The sequence below is a fragment of the Paraglaciecola sp. 2405UD69-4 genome (genome assembly GCF_047525415.1).
GTDB lineage: Bacteria > Pseudomonadota > Gammaproteobacteria > Enterobacterales > Alteromonadaceae > Paraglaciecola.
Window position 1 is genome coordinate 250,493 of sequence record NZ_JBLIXM010000002.1, and the last position, 22,432, is coordinate 272,924.

General features: G+C 38.7%; 21 protein-coding genes. 17 read left to right on the forward strand and 4 right to left on the reverse strand.

The features are described from left to right. Positions 1 to 63: 63 nt before the first annotated feature. The 6 genes from ACMUMK_RS07660 to bfr (ACMUMK_RS07685) all read left to right on the forward strand — a co-directional run bounded on the left by ACMUMK_RS07660 (position 64) and on the right by bfr (ACMUMK_RS07685) (position 9,283). Positions 64 to 1,470: a TolC family protein gene (locus tag ACMUMK_RS07660; protein WP_414700541.1), complete on the forward strand. Its 1,407-nt coding sequence runs from the start codon at positions 64 to 66 to the stop codon at positions 1,468 to 1,470. Continuing rightward, positions 1,463 to 3,064 carry an efflux RND transporter periplasmic adaptor subunit gene (locus ACMUMK_RS07665; protein ID WP_414700542.1) on the forward strand — a complete coding sequence of 534 codons (1,602 nt, stop codon included), beginning with the start codon at positions 1,463 to 1,465 and terminating at the stop codon, positions 3,062 to 3,064. The genes ACMUMK_RS07660 and ACMUMK_RS07665 overlap by 8 nt, the downstream gene beginning before the upstream one ends. Beyond that, entirely contained in the window at positions 3,064 to 6,201 is a 3,138-nt protein-coding gene (locus ACMUMK_RS07670; protein ID WP_414700543.1) for an efflux RND transporter permease subunit, read from the forward strand. The genes ACMUMK_RS07665 and ACMUMK_RS07670 overlap by 1 nt, the downstream gene beginning before the upstream one ends. A 432-nt stretch (positions 6,202 to 6,633) precedes the next feature. Beyond that, positions 6,634 to 8,220, forward strand: coding sequence for a cation:proton antiporter (locus ACMUMK_RS07675; RefSeq protein WP_414700544.1), 1,587 nt, complete (start codon positions 6,634 to 6,636; stop codon positions 8,218 to 8,220). A 120-nt stretch (positions 8,221 to 8,340) separates the two neighbouring features. Then, positions 8,341 to 8,814 carry a bacterioferritin gene (gene bfr, locus ACMUMK_RS07680; protein ID WP_414700545.1) on the forward strand — a complete coding sequence of 158 codons (474 nt, stop codon included), beginning with the start codon at positions 8,341 to 8,343 and terminating at the stop codon, positions 8,812 to 8,814. A gap of 1 nt (position 8,815) precedes the next feature. Continuing rightward, positions 8,816 to 9,283 carry a bacterioferritin gene (gene bfr, locus ACMUMK_RS07685; RefSeq protein WP_414700546.1) on the forward strand — a complete coding sequence of 156 codons (468 nt, stop codon included), beginning with the start codon at positions 8,816 to 8,818 and terminating at the stop codon, positions 9,281 to 9,283. Positions 9,284 to 9,334: 51 nt separating this feature from the next. Here the strand turns inward: bfr (ACMUMK_RS07685) and ACMUMK_RS07690 are convergent, their stop codons facing one another. Continuing rightward, positions 9,335 to 9,796, reverse strand: coding sequence for a hypothetical protein (locus ACMUMK_RS07690; protein WP_414700547.1), 462 nt, complete (start codon positions 9,794 to 9,796; stop codon positions 9,335 to 9,337). Between the two features lie 231 nt (positions 9,797 to 10,027). On the opposite strand from ACMUMK_RS07690, the gene ccoN reads away from it, so the two are divergent. The 11 genes from ccoN (at position 10,028) to ACMUMK_RS07745 (ending at position 20,193) form a co-directional block, all read left to right on the forward strand. Then, positions 10,028 to 11,461, forward strand: a complete 1,434-nt coding sequence (ccoN, locus tag ACMUMK_RS07695; protein WP_414700548.1) for a cytochrome-c oxidase, cbb3-type subunit I — start codon at positions 10,028 to 10,030, stop codon at positions 11,459 to 11,461. Positions 11,462 to 11,473: 12 nt separating this feature from the next. Next, on the forward strand, positions 11,474 to 12,079 hold the full coding sequence (ccoO, locus tag ACMUMK_RS07700; RefSeq protein ID WP_414700549.1) for a cytochrome-c oxidase, cbb3-type subunit II: 606 nt from the start codon (positions 11,474 to 11,476) through the stop codon (positions 12,077 to 12,079). Position 12,080: 1 nt separating this feature from the next. Continuing rightward, a complete protein-coding gene (locus ACMUMK_RS07705; protein ID WP_414700550.1) occupies positions 12,081 to 12,254 on the forward strand; it encodes a cbb3-type cytochrome oxidase subunit 3 in 174 nt (57 codons plus the stop codon). Further along, on the forward strand, positions 12,247 to 13,203 hold the full coding sequence (ccoP, locus tag ACMUMK_RS07710) for a cytochrome-c oxidase, cbb3-type subunit III (protein ID WP_414700551.1): 957 nt from the start codon (positions 12,247 to 12,249) through the stop codon (positions 13,201 to 13,203). The genes ACMUMK_RS07705 and ccoP overlap by 8 nt, the downstream gene beginning before the upstream one ends. An 81-nt stretch (positions 13,204 to 13,284) precedes the next feature. Beyond that, positions 13,285 to 13,776, forward strand: coding sequence for a FixH family protein (locus tag ACMUMK_RS07715; RefSeq protein WP_414700552.1), 492 nt, complete (start codon positions 13,285 to 13,287; stop codon positions 13,774 to 13,776). Positions 13,777 to 13,780: 4 nt separating this feature from the next. Next, positions 13,781 to 16,150, forward strand: a complete 2,370-nt coding sequence (locus ACMUMK_RS07720; RefSeq protein WP_414701386.1) for a heavy metal translocating P-type ATPase — start codon at positions 13,781 to 13,783, stop codon at positions 16,148 to 16,150. 13 nt (positions 16,151 to 16,163) lie between these two features. Next, complete coding sequence (gene ccoS, locus ACMUMK_RS07725) at positions 16,164 to 16,355, forward strand: cbb3-type cytochrome oxidase assembly protein CcoS (protein ID WP_414700553.1); 192 nt, start codon at positions 16,164 to 16,166, stop codon at positions 16,353 to 16,355. Continuing rightward, complete coding sequence (locus tag ACMUMK_RS07730; protein ID WP_414700554.1) at positions 16,348 to 17,019, forward strand: sulfite exporter TauE/SafE family protein; 672 nt, start codon at positions 16,348 to 16,350, stop codon at positions 17,017 to 17,019. Before ccoS ends, ACMUMK_RS07730 begins: the two co-directional genes overlap by 8 nt. Positions 17,020 to 17,108: 89 nt before the next feature. Continuing rightward, on the forward strand, positions 17,109 to 18,047 hold the full coding sequence (gene uspE / locus ACMUMK_RS07735) for a universal stress protein UspE (RefSeq protein ID WP_414700555.1): 939 nt from the start codon (positions 17,109 to 17,111) through the stop codon (positions 18,045 to 18,047). Positions 18,048 to 18,215: 168 nt separating this feature from the next. Continuing rightward, positions 18,216 to 19,136 carry a tRNA 2-thiocytidine(32) synthetase TtcA gene (gene ttcA / locus ACMUMK_RS07740; protein WP_414700556.1) on the forward strand — a complete coding sequence of 307 codons (921 nt, stop codon included), beginning with the start codon at positions 18,216 to 18,218 and terminating at the stop codon, positions 19,134 to 19,136. A gap of 10 nt (positions 19,137 to 19,146) precedes the next feature. Further along, positions 19,147 to 20,193: a patatin-like phospholipase family protein gene (locus ACMUMK_RS07745; protein ID WP_414700557.1), complete on the forward strand. Its 1,047-nt coding sequence runs from the start codon at positions 19,147 to 19,149 to the stop codon at positions 20,191 to 20,193. Between the two features lie 33 nt (positions 20,194 to 20,226). Here the strand turns inward: ACMUMK_RS07745 and ACMUMK_RS07750 are convergent, their stop codons facing one another. From ACMUMK_RS07750 to ACMUMK_RS07760, 3 genes are read right to left on the reverse strand one after another with little or no spacing between them, the layout of a single operon-like run. Further along, the gene (locus ACMUMK_RS07750; RefSeq protein WP_414700558.1) at positions 20,227 to 20,856 is read right to left on the reverse strand and encodes a DUF2987 domain-containing protein; all 630 of its coding nucleotides are present in this window, start codon (positions 20,854 to 20,856) and stop codon (positions 20,227 to 20,229) included. After that, positions 20,853 to 21,665, reverse strand: a complete 813-nt coding sequence (locus ACMUMK_RS07755; protein ID WP_414700559.1) for a glucosaminidase domain-containing protein — start codon at positions 21,663 to 21,665, stop codon at positions 20,853 to 20,855. The genes ACMUMK_RS07750 and ACMUMK_RS07755 overlap by 4 nt, the downstream gene beginning before the upstream one ends. Continuing rightward, entirely contained in the window at positions 21,658 to 22,419 is a 762-nt protein-coding gene (locus ACMUMK_RS07760; RefSeq protein WP_414700560.1) for a hypothetical protein, read from the reverse strand. Before ACMUMK_RS07760 ends, ACMUMK_RS07755 begins: the two co-directional genes overlap by 8 nt. Positions 22,420 to 22,432 lie beyond the last annotated feature (13 nt).

Below are 22,432 nucleotides of genomic sequence, written 5' to 3' on the forward strand. Positions count from 1 at the left end.
TAAATAAGACTGCTTTTAGGCATTGCCTTACTTAGTGGTTATTTGACAATTTGAGAACAAACAATGCGTAACATTTTTAGCACTCTAGCTACTGCCCATTTAAGGAAGAGTATAAATAGCTCTGTGAGGGCCAATATCACTGCTTGCATGGTACTTGGCTTATTGTCCTTTGAAGCGAAAAGTCAATCGATTGCAGCAACAGGCACACCACTTAGTTTGTCTGACACTATTAAAATCGCGATACAAAATGACGATTGGCTATCAAAGAGCCAAAGTATTGAAAATGGGCTATACGCTTTAAGTGAAGGTGCAGACGCACTACCGGATCCAGTCATTAGCATGAGTGTATTGAACTTACCGAGTAATGGATTTGCCTTTAACCAGGAGGAAATGACACAACTACAACTTGCTGCTAGTCAACAGTTGCCAAGGGGCGATACCCTCAAACTTCAACAAGAAAAGTATAAAACTGTAGCTGAGGAACAGCCCCTATTACGGTTTGATCGTAAGGCTAAAGTAGCCCTTAGAGCCGAGGAGCTTTGGTTAGACGCCTATAAAGCCCAAACGAGCTACCAATTAGTTGAAGAAACTCGCCCGTTGATACAAAAGTTAGAAGAAATTGTTAGCACCAGTTATGCCTCCTCTGTTGGCAGTGCAGGTCAGCAAGATATTATTCGCGCAGAGTTGGAAATTATGCGCTTACGTGACCGCTTGATTGAATTGAAAACACAAAAAGCAGTATCACTTAAAAAGCTATCTCAATATCTTTTTAGTAGCCGAACTTCAGGAATGACAGATTATATTCCCAACTCCGGTATCCAATTACCTAGTAAGTTGAATGATATTTCTTACTTGGATAAGAAGCGTATCTCATTATTCGATAGTCAATCTAATCAAGGGGTTATTCAATTAGTCTCTATGCATCCATTAGTTCGTGCTAAAGCTCAGCAAGTAAAAAGGTATGAAGTTGATACCAAAATAGCGAAACAAAGTTTAAAGCCCCAATATGCAGTTAACGCTAGCTATAGTTTTAGGGATGACACGCCACAAGGAACCAGTAGAGCTAACTTTTACTCGGTGGGAATTAGTATGTCTATGCCGCTGTTTTCATCAACAAAACAAGACGCTGAAATTTCCAGTAGGGTGCAAACAACTGAAGCTGTTAAAACCGAAAAACGCCTACTTATACGAGAGTTTTTAGCCACAGTTAATAGTGCATATGCTGATTATAAAGGCTTGTGTGAACGTATAAACATTTATGAGACTGGGATTATCCCTCAAATAAAACAGCAGACCCAAGCCTCACTAAACGCCTACACCAATGATGCAGGTAATTTTGCCGAGGTAGTTCGTGCCCAAGTGTCTGAGCTTGATGCACAACTTACTTTACTTGGCTTAGAAGTGGCTAAACATAAAGCTATCGCCACACTTCGTTATTATTTACCTTTGGAGGCTCACACCTATGAATAACGCTCACCTTTCAAAACCCAATGGGTTAGGCGTAACTCTTGGATTAATTATGGGAATTGGGATTAGTGCGCTATGTTATTGGGCGTTCATAAAGCCTAGTGACCATACTAGTAACGAGGTTAAAAGCAGTGAGGCCCCTCTTTATTGGGTTGCTCCTATGGATCCAAATTTTAAGCGCGACAAACCAGGTAAGTCACCTATGGGTATGGACTTAGTCCCGGTATACAAGACTGAAAAAACTAAGGAGACCAGCAAGGGCACAGTTGAGATTGAGCCAAGCATAGTTAATAACCTTGGGGTAAAAACCACTGAGGTGAATTTAATTACGCCATCGGTTGATATTCGAGCCTTTGGGCGGGTGGAATATGCTCAAAATTTAATGGTTCATGTGCATGCACGTGTCGAAGGTTGGGTAGAAACCCTTTATGTAAGAAGTGCAGGGGAGTTTATAGAAAAGGACGCTCCATTGTACGACTTATATTCACCTGAACTAGTGAATGCACAAGAAGAGCTGTTACTCGCTTTGAAGCAAGGTAATGCAAATTTAATTCAAGCCGCTCAGTCAAGATTAGAATCCCTAAATGTTCCTGCTACCTTGGTAGATAGTTTAAAGCAAACCCAAAAAGTACAACGCACAGTAACTTTTACTGCGCCCCAAAGTGGATTTGTAAACAATTTGCAGATCCAAGAAGGCTTTTTTGTTACCCCTAGCAAAACCCTGCTGTCAGTTGCACCAACTAATCAAGTTTGGGTTATCGCTAGCATATTTGCAGAGCATGCCAATTTTATTAAGGAAGGGCAAAAGGCAAGTATTACATCAGAGTATTTCCCAAATACTAAGCTAAGTAGTCAGGTTGAATATATTTATCCGTCATTGCATAACAAGACCAAAACCTTACAGGTACGGTTTTTATTGGATAATCCTGGCTTGTTACTAAAGCCAGAAATGTTTGTAGATGTATTTTTACAGCTAGATATTGCCCATGGCTCAGATAAACACAGCATAAAAGTGTTGGCAGTACCTGTGGATGCAGTGATTAGAACTGGTTTGCAAGATAGAGTCGTTTTGGCATTGGAGGAAGGTAAGTTTAAATCAATTGAAGTCGGTGTTGGTCGTAAGCTGGGTGACTTCTATGAAATTACAAATGGCCTTAGCGAAAACGATAAGATAGTTACCTCAGCTCAGTTTTTAATTGATTCAGAAAGTAGTATCACTTCTGACTTTAAACGTATGGCAGCTGATGAAGATAGTTCTGCTACATTCTCAGCGATTCAAAAAGATAACCAACAAAGTGCTTGGACGTTGGCAACAGTAAACGAAGTATTCATTGAAGACAGTATGCTAAATCTAACACATGGCCCACTTGATACCTTTGGCATGATGGGAATGACTATGGATTTTTTAGTTTCAGAAAACCTTGATATGACGCAATTTAAAGAGAATCAAGATATCCATGTTGAAATAGTTAAGACAGCGTCAGGTATGTTTCTAGTTAAAACTGTGCATTTTACAGAGCAACAGTCGCCAAAAGTTGAGATGCCCAGTGAGGCAATGGAAATGGACCACAGTAAACACCACAGAGGTGAACACTAGTGATTACATCAGTTATTCAATGGTCTATTCATAATCGTATATTAGTCTTGTTAAGCACCTTAGTTATTATAGGTGCTGGGTTATTTACCATTAAAAATACCCCCATTGACGCCATACCTGATTTATCAGATGTGCAGGTTATTATAAAAACCACTTATCCTGGACAAGCCCCCCAAGTAGTTGAAGACCAAGTTACTTACCCCCTTACAACTGCAATGTTAGCTGTGCCAGGTGCAACAACTGTTAGAGGGTTTTCCTTTTTTGGTGACTCTTATGTATACGTGATTTTCGACGAGAAAACAGACTTATATTGGGCAAGAAGTCGAGTGTTGGAATACTTGTCTCAAGTGGCACCGAGTTTACCAGGTTCAGCTAAGGCACAGCTTGGGCCAGATGCAACTGGGGTAGGTTGGGTGTACATGTATGCTTTGACAAGCACCAGCGGTAAACAAAGTTTGAGCGAACTTCGCAGCTTGCAAGATTGGTTTTTAAAGTATGAGTTACAAACAGTACCTGGGGTATCAGAAGTAGCCTCAGTTGGCGGTATGGTAAAGCAATACCAAGTAATAGTTGATCCTATTAAATTACAGGCTTTTGATATGCCTTTGTCCCACGTACAAAGGGCAATTCAAAGGGGGAATCAAGAAACTGGTGCGTCTGTAATAGAAATGGCAGAAGCCGAATATATGATCCGCACCACAGGCTACATCGAAAACAAAACTGATATAGAAGCGATCCCATTGGGTATGTTAGACGAAACCGGGACACCCATTTTAGTTAGAGATGTTGCAAAAGTTGAAATTGGACCACAATTACGCAGAGGTATAGCAGAGCTAAACGGGGAAGGGGAAACTGTAGGCGGTATTGTGGTAATGCGCTATGGCGAAAACGCCCAAGCAACCATTGATGGTGTCAAAGCTAGGCTGGCAGAACTACAAAAAAGCTTACCTGAAGGTGTAGAAATAGTCACAGTATATGACCGCTCCAAACTAATAAAGGACTCAGTCGATAACTTAAGTAAAAAGTTAATCTCAGAATTTTTAGTGGTGGCGTTAATTTGCCTAGTGTTTTTATTCCATGTTAGGTCAGCATTGGTGGCTATTATCAGCCTACCCGTGGGAATTTTAATAGCATTTATTGCAATGAATATGTTGGATATTAATGCCAATATTATGTCTTTAGGTGGCATTGCTATTGCTATTGGAGCCATGATTGATGGTGCAATAGTTCTCGTAGAAAACCTACACAAACACATAGAGAAAACGCCTTTAACTAAGGATAATCGCTGGAAGCTAGTGGCGACTGCAGCTGGTGAAGTTGGCCCTTCGCTATTCTTTAGCTTACTTATTATTACAGTAAGTTTTATACCGGTATTTACCCTAGAGGCCCAAGAAGGGCGTATGTTTTCACCCCTTGCTTACACTAAAACATTTGCCATGGCTGCAGCGGCAGTACTTTCCATTACCTTGGTACCAGTACTAATGGGATATTTTGTAAGAGGGAAAACTGTCAAAGAGCAAGATAACCCCATAAACAAAGGCTTGATAGCTGTCTATCAACCGATTCTAAAGTCAGTTCTGACGTACCCCAAAACAACGGTTTTGTGTTCGCTAATTATATTACTGATAGGACTGTGGCCAATATCAAAAATTGGTACTGAGTTTATTCCGCCATTAGATGAGGGCGACTTAATGTATATGCCAACCACTTATGCCTCAGTATCTATAGGAGAAGCTAGGTTTATATTACAACAAAGTAATAAACTCATTAAAACCTTACCAGAGGTAGAAAGCGTTTTTGGAAAGGTAGGTCGAGCTAATACAGCCACGGATCCTGCGCCCTTAACCATGATAGAAACATCGATTCGTTTTAAACCTAAATCCCAGTGGAGACAAGGGGTAACTAAAGAGGCGATTATTGAAGAGCTGGACCAATTAATTGATTTTCCTGGTGTCACAAATGCATGGGTCATGCCTATAAAAACACGTATTGATATGTTGGCTACGGGCATCAAAACACCAGTTGGCATCAAGATAGCCGGGCCAGATCTCGCTGTTATTCAAGATATAGGAAAGCAGCTAGAGTCAGTAATATCAGGTGTTGCGGGTACTGCTTCTGTTTATGCTGAACGAGTAGCTGGCGGACGCTATATCACTATAGATATTGACAGGCTTAACGCCGCCCGATTTGGCCTTAATATTCTTGATGTACAATCTTTTATTTCAAGTGCTGTAGGTGGAATGGATTTAACTACAAGTGTGGAGGGATTAGAGCGTTATCCGGTGCAAGTAAGGTTTCCACAATCCTACCGTGATTCCCCAGAACAATTGGGGTTACTGCCAATAGTGACTCCTAGTGGAGCCCATATAACCCTAGCTGACATAGCGACTATTGGGATTGAAAATGGCCCAGCTGGGATCAAAAGCGAGAATGCTAGGCCTAATGGTTGGGTGTATATCGACATAGAAAATGTAGACATAGGCCATTATGTTACTGAAGCTATCAATGCCGTGAATCAAGACCTTCAACTACCGACAGGATATTCGATTACATGGAGCGGACAATACGAGTATATGCAAAGAGCAAAGGCCAAATTAAGTTATGTTATACCTTTAACCCTTGGGATAATTATTGTGCTTTTATATCTAAATTTTAAAAGCATTCCCCAAGTAGCCATGATTTTGGGAACACTGCCTTTTGCATTAACGGGCGGGATTTGGTTACTTTACATAGAAAACTTTAACTTTTCTGTTGCAGTAGGCGTTGGTTTTATTGCTTTAGCAGGGGTAGCAGTAGAAATTGGGATCATAATGTTAACCTATTTAGATGCCAAGTATACCCAACTATGTAAACACGCCACCACAAGCAAGCTAATTAAAGACAGTGCTTTAAAAAGTGCAGTAATTGAAGGTTCTGCCATGCGTATACGACCAGTTATGATGACGTCAACCTCAATCATATTTGGTTTATTACCAGTCATGTATGGCACTGGTACAGGCTCTGAAGTCATGAGTAGAATTGCAGCGCCTATGGTCGGAGGCATGATAAGTGCGTTAGTTTTAACACTTATAGTTTTGCCTGCAGTCTATTACTTATGGCGCTCAAACAACTCTGAAGTGACTAAGGATAAACTTTGAGCTTAGCTTTAATTAAGAGTTTTAAAATTACTTAGCCTTGTATTTATAATGACAAGGCTAAGCTCTTTGTTAAGTTTTAAGTAGAGTCAGTAATAGTGAATTATAGATTTTGGACACCATAAAGTACCTAATCCACATTAATACTCAAGTACCTATAATGTATATTATGTTAAATTAAGTGTTTTAATAAAGATAACGATCTACTCTACTATGTTATTAAATTAAGCCTCTCAAATGGATTCGCATATTTTCACTTCTTCACCTGCTTTCATTCAAATCTATGCTTGTTAAGCAATTCAGAATTGTATTTAAGTCATTAGCTTTAATCGCAAACTAAAATACATCAATCTAGAAATGATAAAGAATAAAGCTTCTGGCATTCTTTCTGAAAAGCTTTACCATATATTTTAACCTAACTTTTAAATCGCTATTATGGAATTTGCATTTATTCTCTTAGCCTTTGCTTGTGGCTTTGGCGCTAAGTTACTCGGTCTACCCACATTAATTGGTTATCTAACGGCTGGGTTTGTCTTAAATTATTTGGGATACAAATCAACAGAAGATCTTCAAACTTTAGCTGATTTAGGCATTACATTGATGCTTTTCACTATTGGCTTAAAGTTGAATGTTAGAGACTTACTTAAAAAAGAAGTCTGGCTAGGAAGTATTTCCCACACCGTTATTTGGATCACCTTTGTCAACTTGGTGCTGGCTGGCTTGGCTTGGGTTGGACTTGAAATTTTTGCGACCTTAGATTTCTTTACCCATAGTTTGTTGGCCTTTTCTTTGAGCTTTAGTAGTACTGTTTGCATAGTTAAAATACTCGAAGAAAGCGGAGAAATTAAAACCAGACACGGCAAATTAGCCATAGGTGTCTTGGTTATGCAAGACATAGTCGCTGTGCTGTTTTTGGTTGTAGCTACCGGGAAAATTCCAAGTGTTTGGGCGCCTCTATTACTTTTATTATTCTTTATTAAACCTATATGGGCCAAAATCCTTGAGATAGTTGGCCATGGCGAGTTATTGGTGCTATCTGGTTTTATGATTGCCTTAGGTGGTTATCAGTTATTTGAACTTGTTGGTATTAAGGGAGATTTAGGTGCCTTAATTGTAGGAATGATAATAGCTAAACACGTAAAATCCGCAGAATTATCAAAGGCATTAATGACCTTTAAAGACCTTTTTTTAATAGGTTTCTTCTTAACAATTGGTTTCAGTGCCCTACCCACTCTAGATTTGTTACTGACAGCTATTTTGTTATGTATACTAATTCCGGTTAAGTTTTTATTGTTCTTCAAACTATTCTTGATGCTCAGACTAAGAGCTAGAACCAGCTATTTAGCTAGTTTAGTGTTGTCTAACTACAGTGAATTTGGGCTAATTGTGGTGGCATTACTGGTTAGCCTAGGTTGGTTAACGGCGCAGTGGCTGGTTATATTTGCGTTAGCGGTTTCATTTTCATTTGTTATTACAGGTCTATTTTATAAATCCTCCCATAATCAATATACCAAGTATAAGGATCTCCTCAGAAACTTTGAGAAAACAGAGCGCTTAAAAGAAGATGCTTACATACAACCAGATGATGCCCAGGTTATTGTTATTGGTCTTGGACGGGTTGGTAAAGGTGCCTATACATCTCTTAACGCAATTATTGGCCATAAAGTATGGGGAATGGATGCTGATCCCATGCGAATAAAAAACCTTACAGATGAAGGCTTTAAGGCTATGGTTGGAGATGGTGAAGACGTTGATTTATGGGAAAATATGGACTTGAGCCATGTTGAACTTATCTTGCTAGCCCTACCCTCAATTGATGATATTTGTAACATTACAGAGCAACTAAAACATGCTGGTTACAAGGGAAAAATTGCAGCCATTGCACGCTATGAGGATGAAATTCAACCTCTACTCGATGCTGGAAGTGATAAAGTTTTCAACTTTTTCACAGAAGCTGGAATAGGTTTTGCGGAGGAAAGCTTACACTTGTTACCTAGCCGCAACTTAACCAATAAAGATTAAAAATGAGAATCATTATTACTACCTATATTGTTGTTTTATAAGGATTTTTTCTGGTTTTAGTGGATTTGCATTTTTATACATACTATACTTTGCCATATCAAAAATGCGTGGTGAACGAAAATGAAAGGCGATAAACAGGTAATAACAGCTCTAAATGAAGTGCTAACTTTTGAGCTTACATCCATTAACCAATATTTTTTACATGCGAAAATGTATAAAAATTGGGGATTTGAAAACCTCAGTAAAGTAACTTACAAAAAATCTATAAAAGATATGAAGCAAGCTGATGAATTGATTGAGCGGGTTTTGTTTCTTGAAGGTATTCCTAACCTTCAATTATTAGGTAAGCTAATGATTGGTGAAGATACTAATGAAATGCTTAGCTGTGACATGACATTCCAGCAGTCTCAAATTCCATTGTTGAAAAATGCTATAACCCTTTGTGAAGAGCTTCAAGATTTTGTTTCTAGAGATCTTTTAGAAGGCATTCTTAAATATGAAGAAGATCACATTGACTGGATAGAAACTCAGCAATATCAAATAACTCACATGGGTATTGAAAACTACCTACAAAGTCAGTTAGAGGAAGATTAATATGAAAGGCCAACAAATTGTAATTGATAAACTTAATGGTTTATTAGCATATGAGTTAGCGGCAATGGACCAGTACTTCATTCATTCTGAAATGTATCAAGATTGGGGGCTAACTAAGCTATACGAGCGTATCTCCCACGAATTTGAAGATGAAAAAGGTCACGCTACTAAGCTAATTGAACGCATATTGTTTTTAGAAGGTGTGCCAGATATGACTAAACGTGATGGTTTAGTTATAGGTACGGACGTACCAAGCATGCTAGAGAGTGATTTACGTGTAGAGTATGTGGTTGCTGAAGCACTTAAAGATACCATTAGCTTGTGTGAAACTGAAAAAGACTATGTGACTAGAGACATGCTTTTGGTATTGCTGGACGATACAGAAATGGATCATGCTCACTGGTTAGAACAACAACTTGGCTTGATTAAACGCTTAGGTTTATCTAATTATTTGCAGTCGCAAATGTAGTTGAAGTTTAGGCCACTTCTTATAAAGCCAGATACTTAGTTATCTGGCTTTTTAGTTTCTGTGTGTTTCAAAATTAAAGAACCATGATTTAGTGTTGCCATTTGCGTCTGTGGTTTGCACTATTAATTGCCACTTCATATCTGGTTCGCTACACGCTCCTAAAAATAACACCCCATGGTAACTAGTCTTAGAAGATTCATGATTGATATTTTGCAAAATCACCGCAGTCTTGCCCATATACATATTGATTCCTTGTACCCAAGCCTGTTTTATCTTCAGAGAAGGAGCTAGGTCTATTCTTAACATTAGCTCTTCTTCTAGTGCTATATCTTGGTCAAACTCAACAGATACAGAGGTATTTTGATTGGTTAGTTCACAATAATTTGCACCGTTTAAGTTGCATTGGGTACTTTGTTTTATACTTAATGTATTGCTTTGGTTAAATAAAACACCAACGACAACCAAAATTATCGCGACCGTGATCAATGTTCTTGTAAAAAAGGTGGGACTCACAATTTCTCAACAGGTAAACTTAAAGGATATTTAGTGTGATAAAAAAAAAGAAGACTGACAAGCCTGTTTTATCTTTCTTTTTGCTCATTAAATCCCTAGAATATTTGGGGTTATGGATCATATTAAGCTAAATATCAATTGCTTAGCTAATTGGGCAAATATCAGACTATGCTGTATTTTATTTGTAAAAAGTCAGTAAATTTATTGTTAACAGAGTGGAAGATTCATTAAATGAGTGAAGCTATTCAAGTACATCCCGAATACAACTATAAAGTAATTCGGCAGTTTGCGGTTATGACCGTTGTGTGGGGCATTATAGGTATGGGTATGGGGGTGTTTATCGCCGCTCAACTATATTGGCCTGCGTTAAACTTCGATACTCCGTGGTTGACCTTTTCTAGGTTAAGACCGTTACATACCAATGCCGTTATTTTTGCTTTTGGTGGGTGTGCATTGTTTGCTACGTCTTTATATGTGGTACAGCGAACATCTAATGTTAGGTTGTTTAGTGATAAACTAGCCAGCTTTACCTTTTGGGGTTGGCAGGCTGTTATCGTTTTAGCGGTTATCACTTTACCTATGGGTCTTACAAGTTCAAAAGAATATGCAGAGCTAGAATGGCCTATTGATATTCTGCTAGCATTAGTTTGGGTGTCTTACATTATCAACTTCTTCGGAACTATGATTATACGTAAGGTTTCTCACATCTACGTAGCTAACTGGTTCTTCGGTGCTTTCATGATCACGGTAGCTGTTTTGCATATTGCTAATAGCATGGTTATCCCGGTTTCGTTAACCAAGTCTTATTCGATTTATGCCGGTGCTGTAGATGCCATGATTCAGTGGTGGTATGGTCATAACGCGGTTGGTTTCTTCCTAACTGCAGGCTTTTTAGGGATGATGTATTACTTTGTTCCTAAGCAGGCTGGTCGTCCGGTTTATTCTTACCGTTTATCTGTGGTTCACTTTTGGGCACTTATCTCATTATACATTTGGGCTGGCCCTCACCACTTACACTACACTGCCCTACCTGATTGGACTCAATCTTTAGGTATGGCCATGTCTATCATTCTATTTGTACCTTCGTGGGGTGGCATGATTAATGGAATCATGACTTTATCAGGTGCATGGCACAAATTAAGAACTGACCCTGTATTACGATTCTTAGTAGTGTCTTTATCATTCTACGGTATGTCTACATTTGAAGGCCCTATGATGGCTATCAAAACAGTTAATGCCTTGTCACATTACACAGACTGGACAATAGGACATGTACACTCTGGAGCCCTAGGTTGGGTTGCTATGGTTTCTATCGGTTCTATTTATCACTTAATCCCTGTTTTATTTGATAAGCCTAAAATGTATAGCATCAAGTTAATCAATGTTCATTTCTGGTTTGCTACAGTTGGCGTTGTTTTATACATAGTTGCAATGTGGATGTCTGGTGTTCTTCAAGGTTTGATGTGGAGAGCAATTAATGACGACGGAACATTAACCTATAGTTTTGTAGAATCATTAGAAGCGTCAAAACCTTTCTACTTTGTTAGATTCCTAGGTGGTGTATTAGTTGTGATAGGCATGTTAATCATGGCTTATAACTGCTACAGAACAATTAAAAGTGATAGTAAAGAACAGGCTTTAGAGCCTGAAGCGCAAGCAGTGTAAGGAAGTCTATCAATGAAAAATGCACATGAAATAATTGAAAAAAATGTTGGACTCTTAGCCATCCTAATATTAATTGCTATTAGCTTAGGTGGAATGGCACAAATTACACCCTTGATGTTTCAGCAACAAACTATGACGCCTGTAGATGGTTTAACTCCTTATACCCCTTTACAGATGGAAGGACGTGATATTTTTATCCGTGAAGGTTGTGTTGGCTGTCATAGCCAAATGATCCGCCCTTTCAGGGCTGAAACAGAGCGTTACGGTCATTACTCAGTAGCGGGTGAATCAGTTTGGGAACATCCATTTTTATGGGGTTCTAAGCGAACCGGTCCTGACCTTGCTCGTGTAGGTGGTCGTTATAGTGACGCTTGGCATCAAGTTCACTTAATTAACCCTAGAGATGTTGTTCCAGAATCAAATATGCCTGGGTTCCCTTGGTTGATGGAAAATACTTTAGATGGCGAATTAACAGCGAAAAAACTATCAGTATTCAGAGACTTTGGTGTTCCTTATACAGACGAAGATATTGCTGGTGCAAAAGACGCAGTTAAAGGCAAGACTGAAATGGAAGCCTTAATCGCATATTTACAATCACTTGGTACGGCGTTGAAATAATATGGATTACGCAACAAGTGGCAGTATCTATACAGTTTTAGTGTTTGTTTGTTTTATAGGAATTGTTTGCTGGGCCTATAGTAAAAAATCAAAAGCTGGCTTTGATGAAGCAGAAAAGCTAATTTTTGATGAGCAGCCCCAACAAAAAAATCGGGAGTCTAACGTAGATGAGTAGTTTTTGGAGTGTCTGGATTTCAGTTATTACACTGGGATTAATTTTTGGTTGTTTTCTATTGTTACGTTGGTGTTTATCTAATAAAACCGGCGTCAAAGAAGGCGAAGATATGCATCATGAGTTTGATGGCATAATCGAAATTAACAATCAACTACCAAAGTGGTGGACTTACTTATTTTATATTTGTATCGCTTGGGGCCTTATTTACTTAGCTTTATATCCAGGATTAGGAAACTATAAAGGTTTATTAAATTGGCAAAGTTCAAACCAAAACATTCGCTCTTTAGCTGAATCAGAAGCGGCGGTTGAATTGGTAAAAACTAATGGTGTTATCAGCCAATATGACCGTGAGGTTGAGTTTGCTAATGAGCAGTACGCGCCTATTTTTGACGCTTACTATAAACAACCCATTACAGATCTTGCAAAAGACCCTGAAGCATTGAAAGTTGGACAACGTTTGTTTAGTCAAAACTGTTCGCAATGTCATGGTTCTGATGCTCGTGGCCAAAGAGGCTTCCCTAACCTAACAGATGATGATTGGTTGTATGGCGGTACTCCTGAGAAGATCACAGAAACCTTGATAAATGGTAGACAAGCACTGATGCCAGCTCAGCTAGACGCTATGGGTGAGCAAGGCATTAAAGAGTTGGTTGCTTATGTACTTAGCTTAAGTGATAGACCTGACTTAGACCAAGACTTAGTTGAAGCAGGACAAGCAAGGTTTGCTATTTGTGCAGCTTGTCATGGTCAAGACGGTAAAGGTAATTACGCTTTTGGTGCGCCTAACCTAACTGACCAAACCTGGTTATATGGTGGTACTGAAAAAACAATTACGGAAACCTTAACCTATGGTAGAAATGGTGTGATGCCATCGTTCAAGAAAACCTTAGGTGAGAAGAAGATCCATTTAGTAGCTGCATATGTATATAGTTTGTCTCAAGACAAATAGTTACATTAGGTTATAATGAGAGCCCCTGCCTTTGCAGGGGCTTTTTATTTTAGAAATTTAAACTTAGAGCACCCCAACTAGATGCAATCAACACCTTCAAAGATTTGGTATAAACAATTTTGGCCTTGGTTTTTAATATTTGTTCCTCTGATGTCAATGGTTTTAAGTTTTACCATGATGAGATTAGCGTTTAACTCAGAAGATAGCATGGTAGTCGATGACTACTATAAAGAAGGTAAAGGTATCAATTTAAAATTTCAAAAGGTTGAAAACGCTAAAAATTTGAATATCAAAACATCAATTGAAATTTCTTCAGATTACGCTGCGATTACCTTTTTAGCAGGCGCACCTACACAAGGCGAGGTGTTAACGCTCAATTTTTTCCACGCTACTCAAGATTTTAAAGATTTTTCGGTAACCCTTTTAAGGGATGCCAAGGGAGTTTATCGCGCTCCATTAGAACAAGACGTTACAGGAAAATGGCAAATAACCCTGCAGCCATTTGATGAAAGCTGGAAGATTCAAAAGGTGGTAACCCTTCCAAGAGCTGCAGCATTTGAGTTCAATCCATAGCTTTATGGAAATAAAGTGTTTTCATTGTGGCCTTGATGTACCAGTAGGCACAAATTTTAAAACAAAGGTCATGAAGCAGAGCCAGCAGTTTTGCTGTCCAGGCTGCTTAGCGGTAGCAGAGTCTATTGTGGAAAATGGCCTTGAAGATTATTACCATTACCGCAGTGAGTTTGCAGAAAAAGCCACAGACGATAACCAAGATATTTTGGATAAGCTTTCGGTTTTTGATGACGATTTAATACTTAGTGAGTTTGTTGGTAAAAATAATACCACCCATGATATTCAATTAACCATAAGTGGCATTAATTGCGCTGCCTGCGGATGGTTAATTGAAAAACAATTGTCTAAATTACAAGGTATTGTGCAAGTTGCTGTGAATGTTTCTGCTAGACGAGCAACAGTTAGCTGGAACAGTGAGGTTTTACAGTTAAGTTCAATTCTCAAACATATCGAAAACATTGGCTATCATGGCAAACCCTTCCAACCAGAAGAGCATGAAGCTTCATATAAACAAGAAAACCAAGCATTTTTAAAAAAGTTAGGACTGTCTGGTTTAATGACTATGCAAGTCATGATGTTAAATATTGGGGTGTTTTTTGATTTATTTGGTCATATTGATGAGCAAACTAAACAGTATTTTAATTGGGTAAGTTTACTACTAAGCACCCCGGTACTTTTATATTCAGCCTCTGGTTTTTATAGCGGTGCTATTCGGGCTATTAAAGCTAAATCAGTCAATATGGACGTACCCGTTAGCATTGCCTTGTCATTAACGTATTTAACAAGTGTGATGGCAACTTTTCAAAATAATGGACAAACCTATTTTGAATCTTTATGTATGTTTGTGTTTTTACTGCTAATAAGTCGCTATTTAGAACATGGTGCTAGATACAAAGCCTCTCAGCTGTCTGCCAATATGCTCGAGTATATGCCAACTATGGCAAATTTAGTTGAAGGTAATCAAGTTCAACCTGTATTAGCCAAGTCTTTAAAGTTACAACAAAGCGTGCTCGTTAAAGCCGGCGAGTTGGTGCCTGTTGATGGTGTCATTATTGATGGCCAAGGGCAACTTGATGAAGCAATGTTAACCGGTGAATTTGAGCTTATTAGTAAATCAGTAGGTGAGCCAGTATACGCAGGTACGGTTAATCAACTCGGTACACTAACAATCAAAGTCACTAGTGTTTTAAAGCATTCCGTACTAAACCAAATTAACGAATTACAAAACCAAGCTCTAGCTAATAAACCCAAAATAGCGGGCCTCGCTGACCGATTTTCTCAGTATTTTGTCGCCATAGTATTATTTATTTCTGCAGTCACTTATCTTGTTTGGTATCAAATAAACCCAGAAGAAGCCTTATGGCATATGATTGCGGTGCTCATCGCTACCTGCCCCTGTGCTTTAGGTCTTGCTACCCCTTCTGCCTTATCTTGTGCAGTTGCACATTTAAATAGTAAAGGCATTCTACTTAAAAGAGGTGACGCCCTGGAGCAGGTATCAAAAGTCGACTGGGTAGCATTCGACAAAACCGGTACACTTACCGAAGGCAAGTTTTCTTTAGTGGCGTGTGTAAACAATACAGATAGACCAGATGAGTATTGGCTGCAGATAGCAGCATGTTTAGAACAATATTCGGAGCACCCCATAGCAGCAGCCTTTGAAGGGATTAAACGTCCCTACTCTGTTGACGGTTTTTCAGCGACCATAGGCAAGGGAGTTATAGGAACGATTAATAACCTAGAGTATAAGCTCGGCTCTGAGGTTTTTATGGCACAAGAAATACCTGACTCTATGGACTCATGTAACGTATTTCTAAAGGCAAATAATCAAGTAGTTTGTGGATTTGTGTTGGCCGATAAAATACGCCCTAGCACCAGTAGCGCATTAGCGTCCTTTAAAGATAAGACTATTACATTGATTAGCGGTGACGCTGAACAAATGGTGAGTACAGTAGCCAAAAAACTAGATATAGCTAATTGGTTGTCTAAGCACTCCCCTGAGCAAAAATTAGCAGTTATCAAAGATGCCCAACAACTAGGCCATACTGTACTTATGGTGGGTGATGGAATAAATGACGCGCCAGTATTAGCCCAGGCTGATGTTTCTGTCACTTTGGGGGTTAGTTCAGACTTAGCAAAATCATCAGCTGATATAGTCTTGTTAGATAACTCTTTAGATAAAATTGCTGTGGTTTTTTCCATTGCAAATAGGTGCAAAAATAAAATCAAACAAAATATTGGTTGGGCCATAGGGTATAATATTTTGGTTTTACCTTTAGCAGTTTCGGGGATACTAACGCCTTGGATGGCGGTCATTGGTATGTCACTTAGTTCATTAATTGTCGTTATCAACTCAATTAGGCTTTTAAAATAATGGTAGGTGTTTCGTGAGTATTATTTATGTATTAATCCCTATTGCTATCTTATTGGTTTGCATTGCTGTTATCGTTTTTTTCTGGGCTGTTAAATCTAACCAGTTTGATGATTTAGAAAGGCATGGTAGTAGTATTTTGTTTGACGATGACCTTCCAAAACATAAGCGCAACGCCCCACCCTCTGATACCAAGAAGCATGAATGATCTTTCATTTTTATCTGCACTAGTCATTGGCCTCGCTGGAGGGGTACATTGTGTTGGTATGTGTGGTGGCATAGTTGGCGCTTTTTCTTATGCAATCCCTAAAGGTGCATCAACCCAAATTTATGCTATTTCCTATAACTTAGGCAGGATCAGCAGCTATACCTTAGCCGGTGTATTAACAGGTTGGCTTGGGCAAATGGTTTCGCAGCAAGTAGACCAAGGAATAGTGCTGCTACAGTTTATAAGTAGTATTTTTTTAGCTGTATTAGGCCTTTATATTGCGGGGTGGTGGCAAGGATTACTTAAAGTAGAAGCGCTAGGTCGTTATTTATGGAGGTATATTGGCCCCCTATCAAAAAAAATGCTCCCCTTTAAAAGCCCGTTACAAGCCTTTCCTTATGGTGCAATTTGGGGGTGGTTGCCTTGCGGTTTAGTATACTCGGTATTAACTTGGTCGCTGGCCAGTGGTTCCGCTATAAATGGGGCGAAGATCATGTTAGGTTTTGGCTTAGGTACAATACCTATCATGTTTTTGATGGCCCTAGGTTTTGAAAAGTCTAAAGCTTATTTACAACATCCAATCGTTAAAAAAATCATGGGTGTACTATTGTTAATTTTTGCCCTATTCCAAATGTATCATACCTTTCAAAGCTCCATGCATTAACTTTTTATTAACTTATTCATTGACAAAAATTTAGTTATATTCATACACTTAACTTGAACATTCTGGTTATTTTTGAAGGGGATGAAGTTATGAAATATGAAAACATTTTAGCTGTAATTGAACCTGATTCAGAACATCAAAAATCTCTAAATCGAGCCATAGAAATTGCTCGAATGAATAACGCTAACATCACTGCATTTTTGTGTATTTACGATTTTTCCTATGAAATGACAACTATGTTGTCCATGGATGAGCGCGAAAACATGCGACAAGCGGTAATGGATGATCGCAGTGATTGGCTTAGAAACCTAGTGGCCAAAACCATTAGACAAGAGCATATCAAGGTAACTGTTAGGATAGTTTGGCATAACCGGCCCTACGAAAGTATTGTTCGTGAGGTACTAGAATTTGGACACGATTTAATTGTTAAAGGCACACAGCAGCACGACACACTTGAGTCTGTGATATTTACCCCCACAGATTGGCATATTATGCGAAAAGCACCGGTACCTGTTTTACTGGTCAAAGAACATGACTGGCCAAAAGGTGGAAAGATAATTGCTGCTATCAATACCGGAGCTGATGACGACGCTCATGTTTCTCTTAATGAGCAAGTCACTCAACAGGCCAATAATTTTGCTAAGCTTTTAGACTCAGAAGTTCACCTAGTCAATGCTTACCCCAGCACACCAGTTAATATTCTCTTAAACATCCCTGACTTTGATCCCCTATCTCATCAAGAGACAGTTAAAGTTCATCATGAGACTTCTATTTTAGAGCATGGTAAAGCCTATCAAATTGCTGAAGAACGATGTCATATTGCTATGGGGCAGCCTGAAGATGTTATTCCAGAATATGCCACTAAGCTTGATGCTGAACTAGTGGTGCTTGGAACCGTAGGCAGGCAAGGAATTTCGGCAGCCCTAATTGGTAATACTGCAGAGCATGTTATCGATAAACTAAATTGTGATGTACTGGCCATTAAACCAGACGGCTTTGTCTCACCAATAAAACTTATTGAGTCTTAAACTATCTATCTTACCATTTTACCGACTGGCCTAGAATTAAATTAAAGTGTTCTAGACCAGTTTAAAATCTCTGACATTTAAATCTGCTCTTAGATAGCCAAGTAATATGAGGTATAATTTCGCTATTGTTATAGCTACAAGCTTTAAGTTCATTTAAATAAGATACCCATGAGTCAAACATCAATCCAAGATACCAACTTAACCCCACTAAAAAATCGTAAACGTATCAGGCATTTTACTGGTAAAGCCATTGCAGATTTTAATATGATAGAAGATGGTGACAAGGTAATGGTATGTCTATCAGGTGGTAAAGATAGTTACACCATGTTGGATGTACTTCTTTATAAACAAAAAATTGCGCCTATTTCATTTAGTATAGTTGCGGTAAATTTAGATCAGAAACAACCAGGGTTTCCTGAACATATATTGCCTGAGTATCTAACTGAATTAGGTGTGGATTTTGAGATTGTAGAAGAAGACACCTACTCAATAGTTGTTGATAAAATTCCTGAGGGAAAAACGACCTGCTCACTGTGTTCCCGTTTACGTCGTGGTATTTTATATAAAACAGCAAGCCGTTTGGGAGCAACAAAGATCGCCTTAGGACACCATAGAGACGACATGATAGAAACGCTTATGTTGAATATGTTCTACGGCGGACAGTTAAAATCAATGCCTCCTAAGTTAGTCAGTGATGATGGAAAACATATTGTTATCAGACCTTTAGCATACTGCGCAGAAAAAGATATTGCTGAATATTCAACCAATATGAACTTTCCTATTATCCCTTGTAACTTATGTGGCTCTCAAGAAAACCTACAACGTAAAAAAATCAAAGAGATGCTTCATGACTGGCAACAGCGTTTTCCTGGGCGTATTGAAAATATGGCCAGATCTTTACAAAATGTGGTTCCATCTCACCTAGCCGATAACAGCCTTTTTGCTTTTGATAACTTAAGCACCCAAGAGCAACCCTATGAAAATGGTGATCTTGGCTTTGACGAGCCACAAATTACACAAGCTTCAGACAGTCCTAGTAAACATGACACTGTAAATCTTGTTACTCCAATAACAGTGACTAATATCTAAGGAAAATGTAATGAAAATTGGATTAGCATTAGGAAGTGGAGCGGCCAGAGGCTGGGCACATATAGGTGTAATACAAGCCCTAGAAGAAATGGGTATAGAAATAGATATTGTCACTGGATGCTCCATTGGCTCCTATGTAGGGGCGGCTTACGCTTCTGGAAAGTTGACCGAGCTGTCACAGTGGGTAGAAAGCCTAACAGAGTGGCAAGTTTTCTCTTTAATGGGGGTGGGTTTTCATAAAGGCGGCTTAATGAGTGGCCAAAAAGTATTTAAAGCCCTAGAAGAAAACTTTAGTGTGGAATCATTCGAGCAGCTAAATATGCCCTTTGGCGCAGTCGCTACTGATTTATATAGTGGTAGAGAAGTTAATTTCACCTCTGGTTCCATATCCAGTGCAGTGAGAGCTTCTTGTTCTATCCCTGGGTTATTTCCACCAAGTTTACATGAAAATAGATGGTTAGTTGATGGTGGTGTGGTCAACCCCGTCCCTGTAAACATGTGCAGAATGTTAGGGGCTGACTTTGTCATTGCAGTTAACCTAAGTGCAGACTTTAGACCACAATCATTGGTTAACCGAGAAGTTGACCATGGTAATAATCAAAAGAAAACCTCTGACTTTTTCAAGCGAAGCCAAAAACAAATACAGCAATGGTTTAAAAAAGATTCGAATACTTCTGAGGTAGAAGAACAGCCATTAGTGAAGGAAGCGGTAAAAGAAGAAGAGGAACCTTGTTTAACACAAGAATGTCTAGATATGCTTGAGCCAGCATTACAAAAAAGCCAAGATGAAGAAGATACTTCACAGCGCGAAGTCACTGCGCCACCTGCCCCTTCTATTATTAATGCTATGACTGGCTCTTTGGATATATTATCCGCAAGGGTAACCCGTTCAAGGCTCGCAGGCGATCCACCTGATATACTAATTGAACCTCAGCTAAGAGACTTTGGGATGATGGAATTTTACCGGGCTAAAGAGCTAATTTCAGAAGGTCATGGCAGCGTTGAGCGTATCGCTGCACAAATTAAATATCATTTGAGCTTAGATGAAATAAGATAGTCACGACTATCTCGCTAAGCTTAAACAAGCTTGTTATTTTTCGATTAAAGCTGTTACACGAATAGGCTTTACAGGAAAGTTTAAAGTTGTAATAGCCTTAAGCTTGTCAGTACTTAATGGTAAACGGCTGTTTTTATCTAGGGTAAACTCAGAGTTAGAGAATGCCGAGTTTGAGTTAAAATGAAAAACTAAACCTTCAACTTTTGGCATCATGAAAGATAGTATGCCGCCCATATCATCAAAAAATACTGTGTACTGTTGCAATAAATCACTTAGCTCCTCATTTGTATATTTTTGAGATAAATATTCGGGCTTAGTTTCTAGCTGAACCGACATATCACATTGATTTGCCTGATCTTCTATATCTATCACTACTATGGCTTTTGCCATCTTCAAAATTTTATCGCTGGGAACGGTAAACCGAGAGCTAGGCTCTATGACCAAAGGCAGCGTTTGTTTTTGAGTTACTATCTTAGCTGAAGAAACCTTACAAAGCCGCTGCTGTGCTATATGTTTAAAGCCAAAAGCAAACCTTAGAGCTTGGGTGTCATCGTTTTGAAGCTTCTTGACATGGCTATAAAAACTTGTGTATTCAACGTCTATGGTTTCACCCAATGTATAAGTGCTGAACAGTAATAGCATTAAACAAATTTTTATTTTCATGATCCTAACCCCATATATTGTTTATTTACTCTTAACATATTCAGTAATTCGTCAATGTACTCCTGCCCTCGCTCTGAATAAGACAATAACCCCGTAGATAATACCTCTGCAGTGATTGCCTTACCTTCGTTACGTTTTGCCGCCCGTAAAGCTCTTAAATCTTCATAGGCATATAATCTATTGATATTACGCATGTAAGTCATAACCCCATGGGACAAGTCTTTAAACTTAGCAACTTCATGGGCAGCACCGTCATTTCTTTGTTTAGGAACAAAACCACAACCTTCTTTAAAACACCATAACCCAAAAAAGTTGTACCCTTTTTTTGCAAACCTTGATGTGCCCCACCCCGATTCAATGGCCCCTTGAACTAACACTAAAGCCTCTGGCACAGTGTCTACCTTAATTAAAAGCTCTTCAAAAACAGCTGTATCTAGTGTCTCATATTCCACAGTATATTTTTTAACTAGGTAATCAAACACAGCTTGCTGCTGTTTATTGAAAGCCCCATCGGTCTTATATAAGCTGAATAATGCGGATACTGCATGTCTTTCAGCTGTAATAATTTGGTTTTGACGTTTAACTTCAGGTAAAAGATAAGCAAAGAACTTTTCTTTTTTAATCGCAACATCTTCGTACTTATTAAAATCTGGTACTGGGTTTTTATCGGAAGCTAAGGGCGGTACTTTCAAAGCTGTGAGTGAAACTTTTACTTGCTTGGTTTGGTAACTATGATTTTGCTGAGTGACTACAATAAAAGTAATAACCGCTAAAAAAGCAATCAAAATAGATAAAGAATTCTTAAGCATTAAATACAGATTCCTGTTTAGGTGAGTAAGTGTTGACGCTGACATTGATGCCAAAAAGATCACGGTACAACACACCTTTAAAATTAAAATAAAAGGGAATTAACCAAATATATGCTACTCCCAAAGATAACATTCCCAATAAAAACAGCACCATAGAGCCAATATAGAACAAGCTTAAGCTGGGCCAGTGACGATTGAAAACCTTAAAGGATTGAACGATAGTTTCTTTTGGAGGAAGCTGTTTTTCAATTAATAACATCATAGAAAAACTAGTGGCCATTCCTAAATAGAATGTTGCGACAACACCCAGTAGCAACCCGGCTAGAGATAATACTTGGCCTACAACATCAGTTAAAACTGCCAATAACAAAGCCAATAAAACAATAATAAATGAACCAAAAGCACGTTTTAGTAAGGGGACAAATTCTGGTTTTAAGCCAACACTGCGGGATATACCAATTAATAACATGGCAGCAACTATAGGTGCGGTTATCACGACGAAAACTAATTCCATTATCACTTGGGTTCTTGGTGTAACGGTTGTCATATCTGTGATACCAAAAATACTTTGCAATGCCCATACAAACACCATAAGTATAAACAGCATCAAGGCTACACCTTGCATTACCTCAGATTTACCCTTTTTTGTTAGCTCCCAAGCTTCTTTGGCTAATGACTTTAAATCTAACTTAGTGTCACCATTGATAGATTTTTCATAACTGCCTCCGATTACTTTAAACTCTTCATTTTCCACTATTCACCTACTT

Bases quoted from the DNA above. Each gene is read 5' to 3' on its own strand.
- ACMUMK_RS07660 (WP_414700541.1), top strand. From the start codon at position 64: ATGCGTAACATTTTTAGCACTCTAGCTACTGCCCATTTAAGGAAGAGT.
- uspE (WP_414700555.1), top strand. From the start codon at position 17,109: ATGAAATATGAAAACATTTTAGCTGTAATTGAACCTGATTCAGAACAT.
- ACMUMK_RS07730 (WP_414700554.1), top strand. From the start codon at position 16,348: ATGAATGATCTTTCATTTTTATCTGCACTAGTCATTGGCCTCGCTGGA.
- ccoP (WP_414700551.1), top strand. From the start codon at position 12,247: ATGAGTAGTTTTTGGAGTGTCTGGATTTCAGTTATTACACTGGGATTA.
- ttcA (WP_414700556.1), top strand. From the start codon at position 18,216: ATGAGTCAAACATCAATCCAAGATACCAACTTAACCCCACTAAAAAAT.
- ACMUMK_RS07705 (WP_414700550.1), top strand. From the start codon at position 12,081: ATGGATTACGCAACAAGTGGCAGTATCTATACAGTTTTAGTGTTTGTT.
- ACMUMK_RS07745 (WP_414700557.1), top strand. From the start codon at position 19,147: ATGAAAATTGGATTAGCATTAGGAAGTGGAGCGGCCAGAGGCTGGGCA.
- ACMUMK_RS07665 (WP_414700542.1), top strand. From the start codon at position 1,463: ATGAATAACGCTCACCTTTCAAAACCCAATGGGTTAGGCGTAACTCTT.
- bfr (WP_414700545.1), top strand. From the start codon at position 8,341: ATGAAAGGCGATAAACAGGTAATAACAGCTCTAAATGAAGTGCTAACT.
- ACMUMK_RS07675 (WP_414700544.1), top strand. From the start codon at position 6,634: ATGGAATTTGCATTTATTCTCTTAGCCTTTGCTTGTGGCTTTGGCGCT.
- bfr (WP_414700546.1), top strand. From the start codon at position 8,816: ATGAAAGGCCAACAAATTGTAATTGATAAACTTAATGGTTTATTAGCA.
- ACMUMK_RS07715 (WP_414700552.1), top strand. From the start codon at position 13,285: ATGCAATCAACACCTTCAAAGATTTGGTATAAACAATTTTGGCCTTGG.
- ccoN (WP_414700548.1), top strand. From the start codon at position 10,028: ATGAGTGAAGCTATTCAAGTACATCCCGAATACAACTATAAAGTAATT.
- ACMUMK_RS07755 (WP_414700559.1), bottom strand. From the start codon at position 21,665: ATGCTTAAGAATTCTTTATCTATTTTGATTGCTTTTTTAGCGGTTATT.
- ACMUMK_RS07720 (WP_414701386.1), top strand. From the start codon at position 13,781: ATGGAAATAAAGTGTTTTCATTGTGGCCTTGATGTACCAGTAGGCACA.
- ccoO (WP_414700549.1), top strand. From the start codon at position 11,474: ATGAAAAATGCACATGAAATAATTGAAAAAAATGTTGGACTCTTAGCC.
- ACMUMK_RS07750 (WP_414700558.1), bottom strand. From the start codon at position 20,856: ATGAAAATAAAAATTTGTTTAATGCTATTACTGTTCAGCACTTATACA.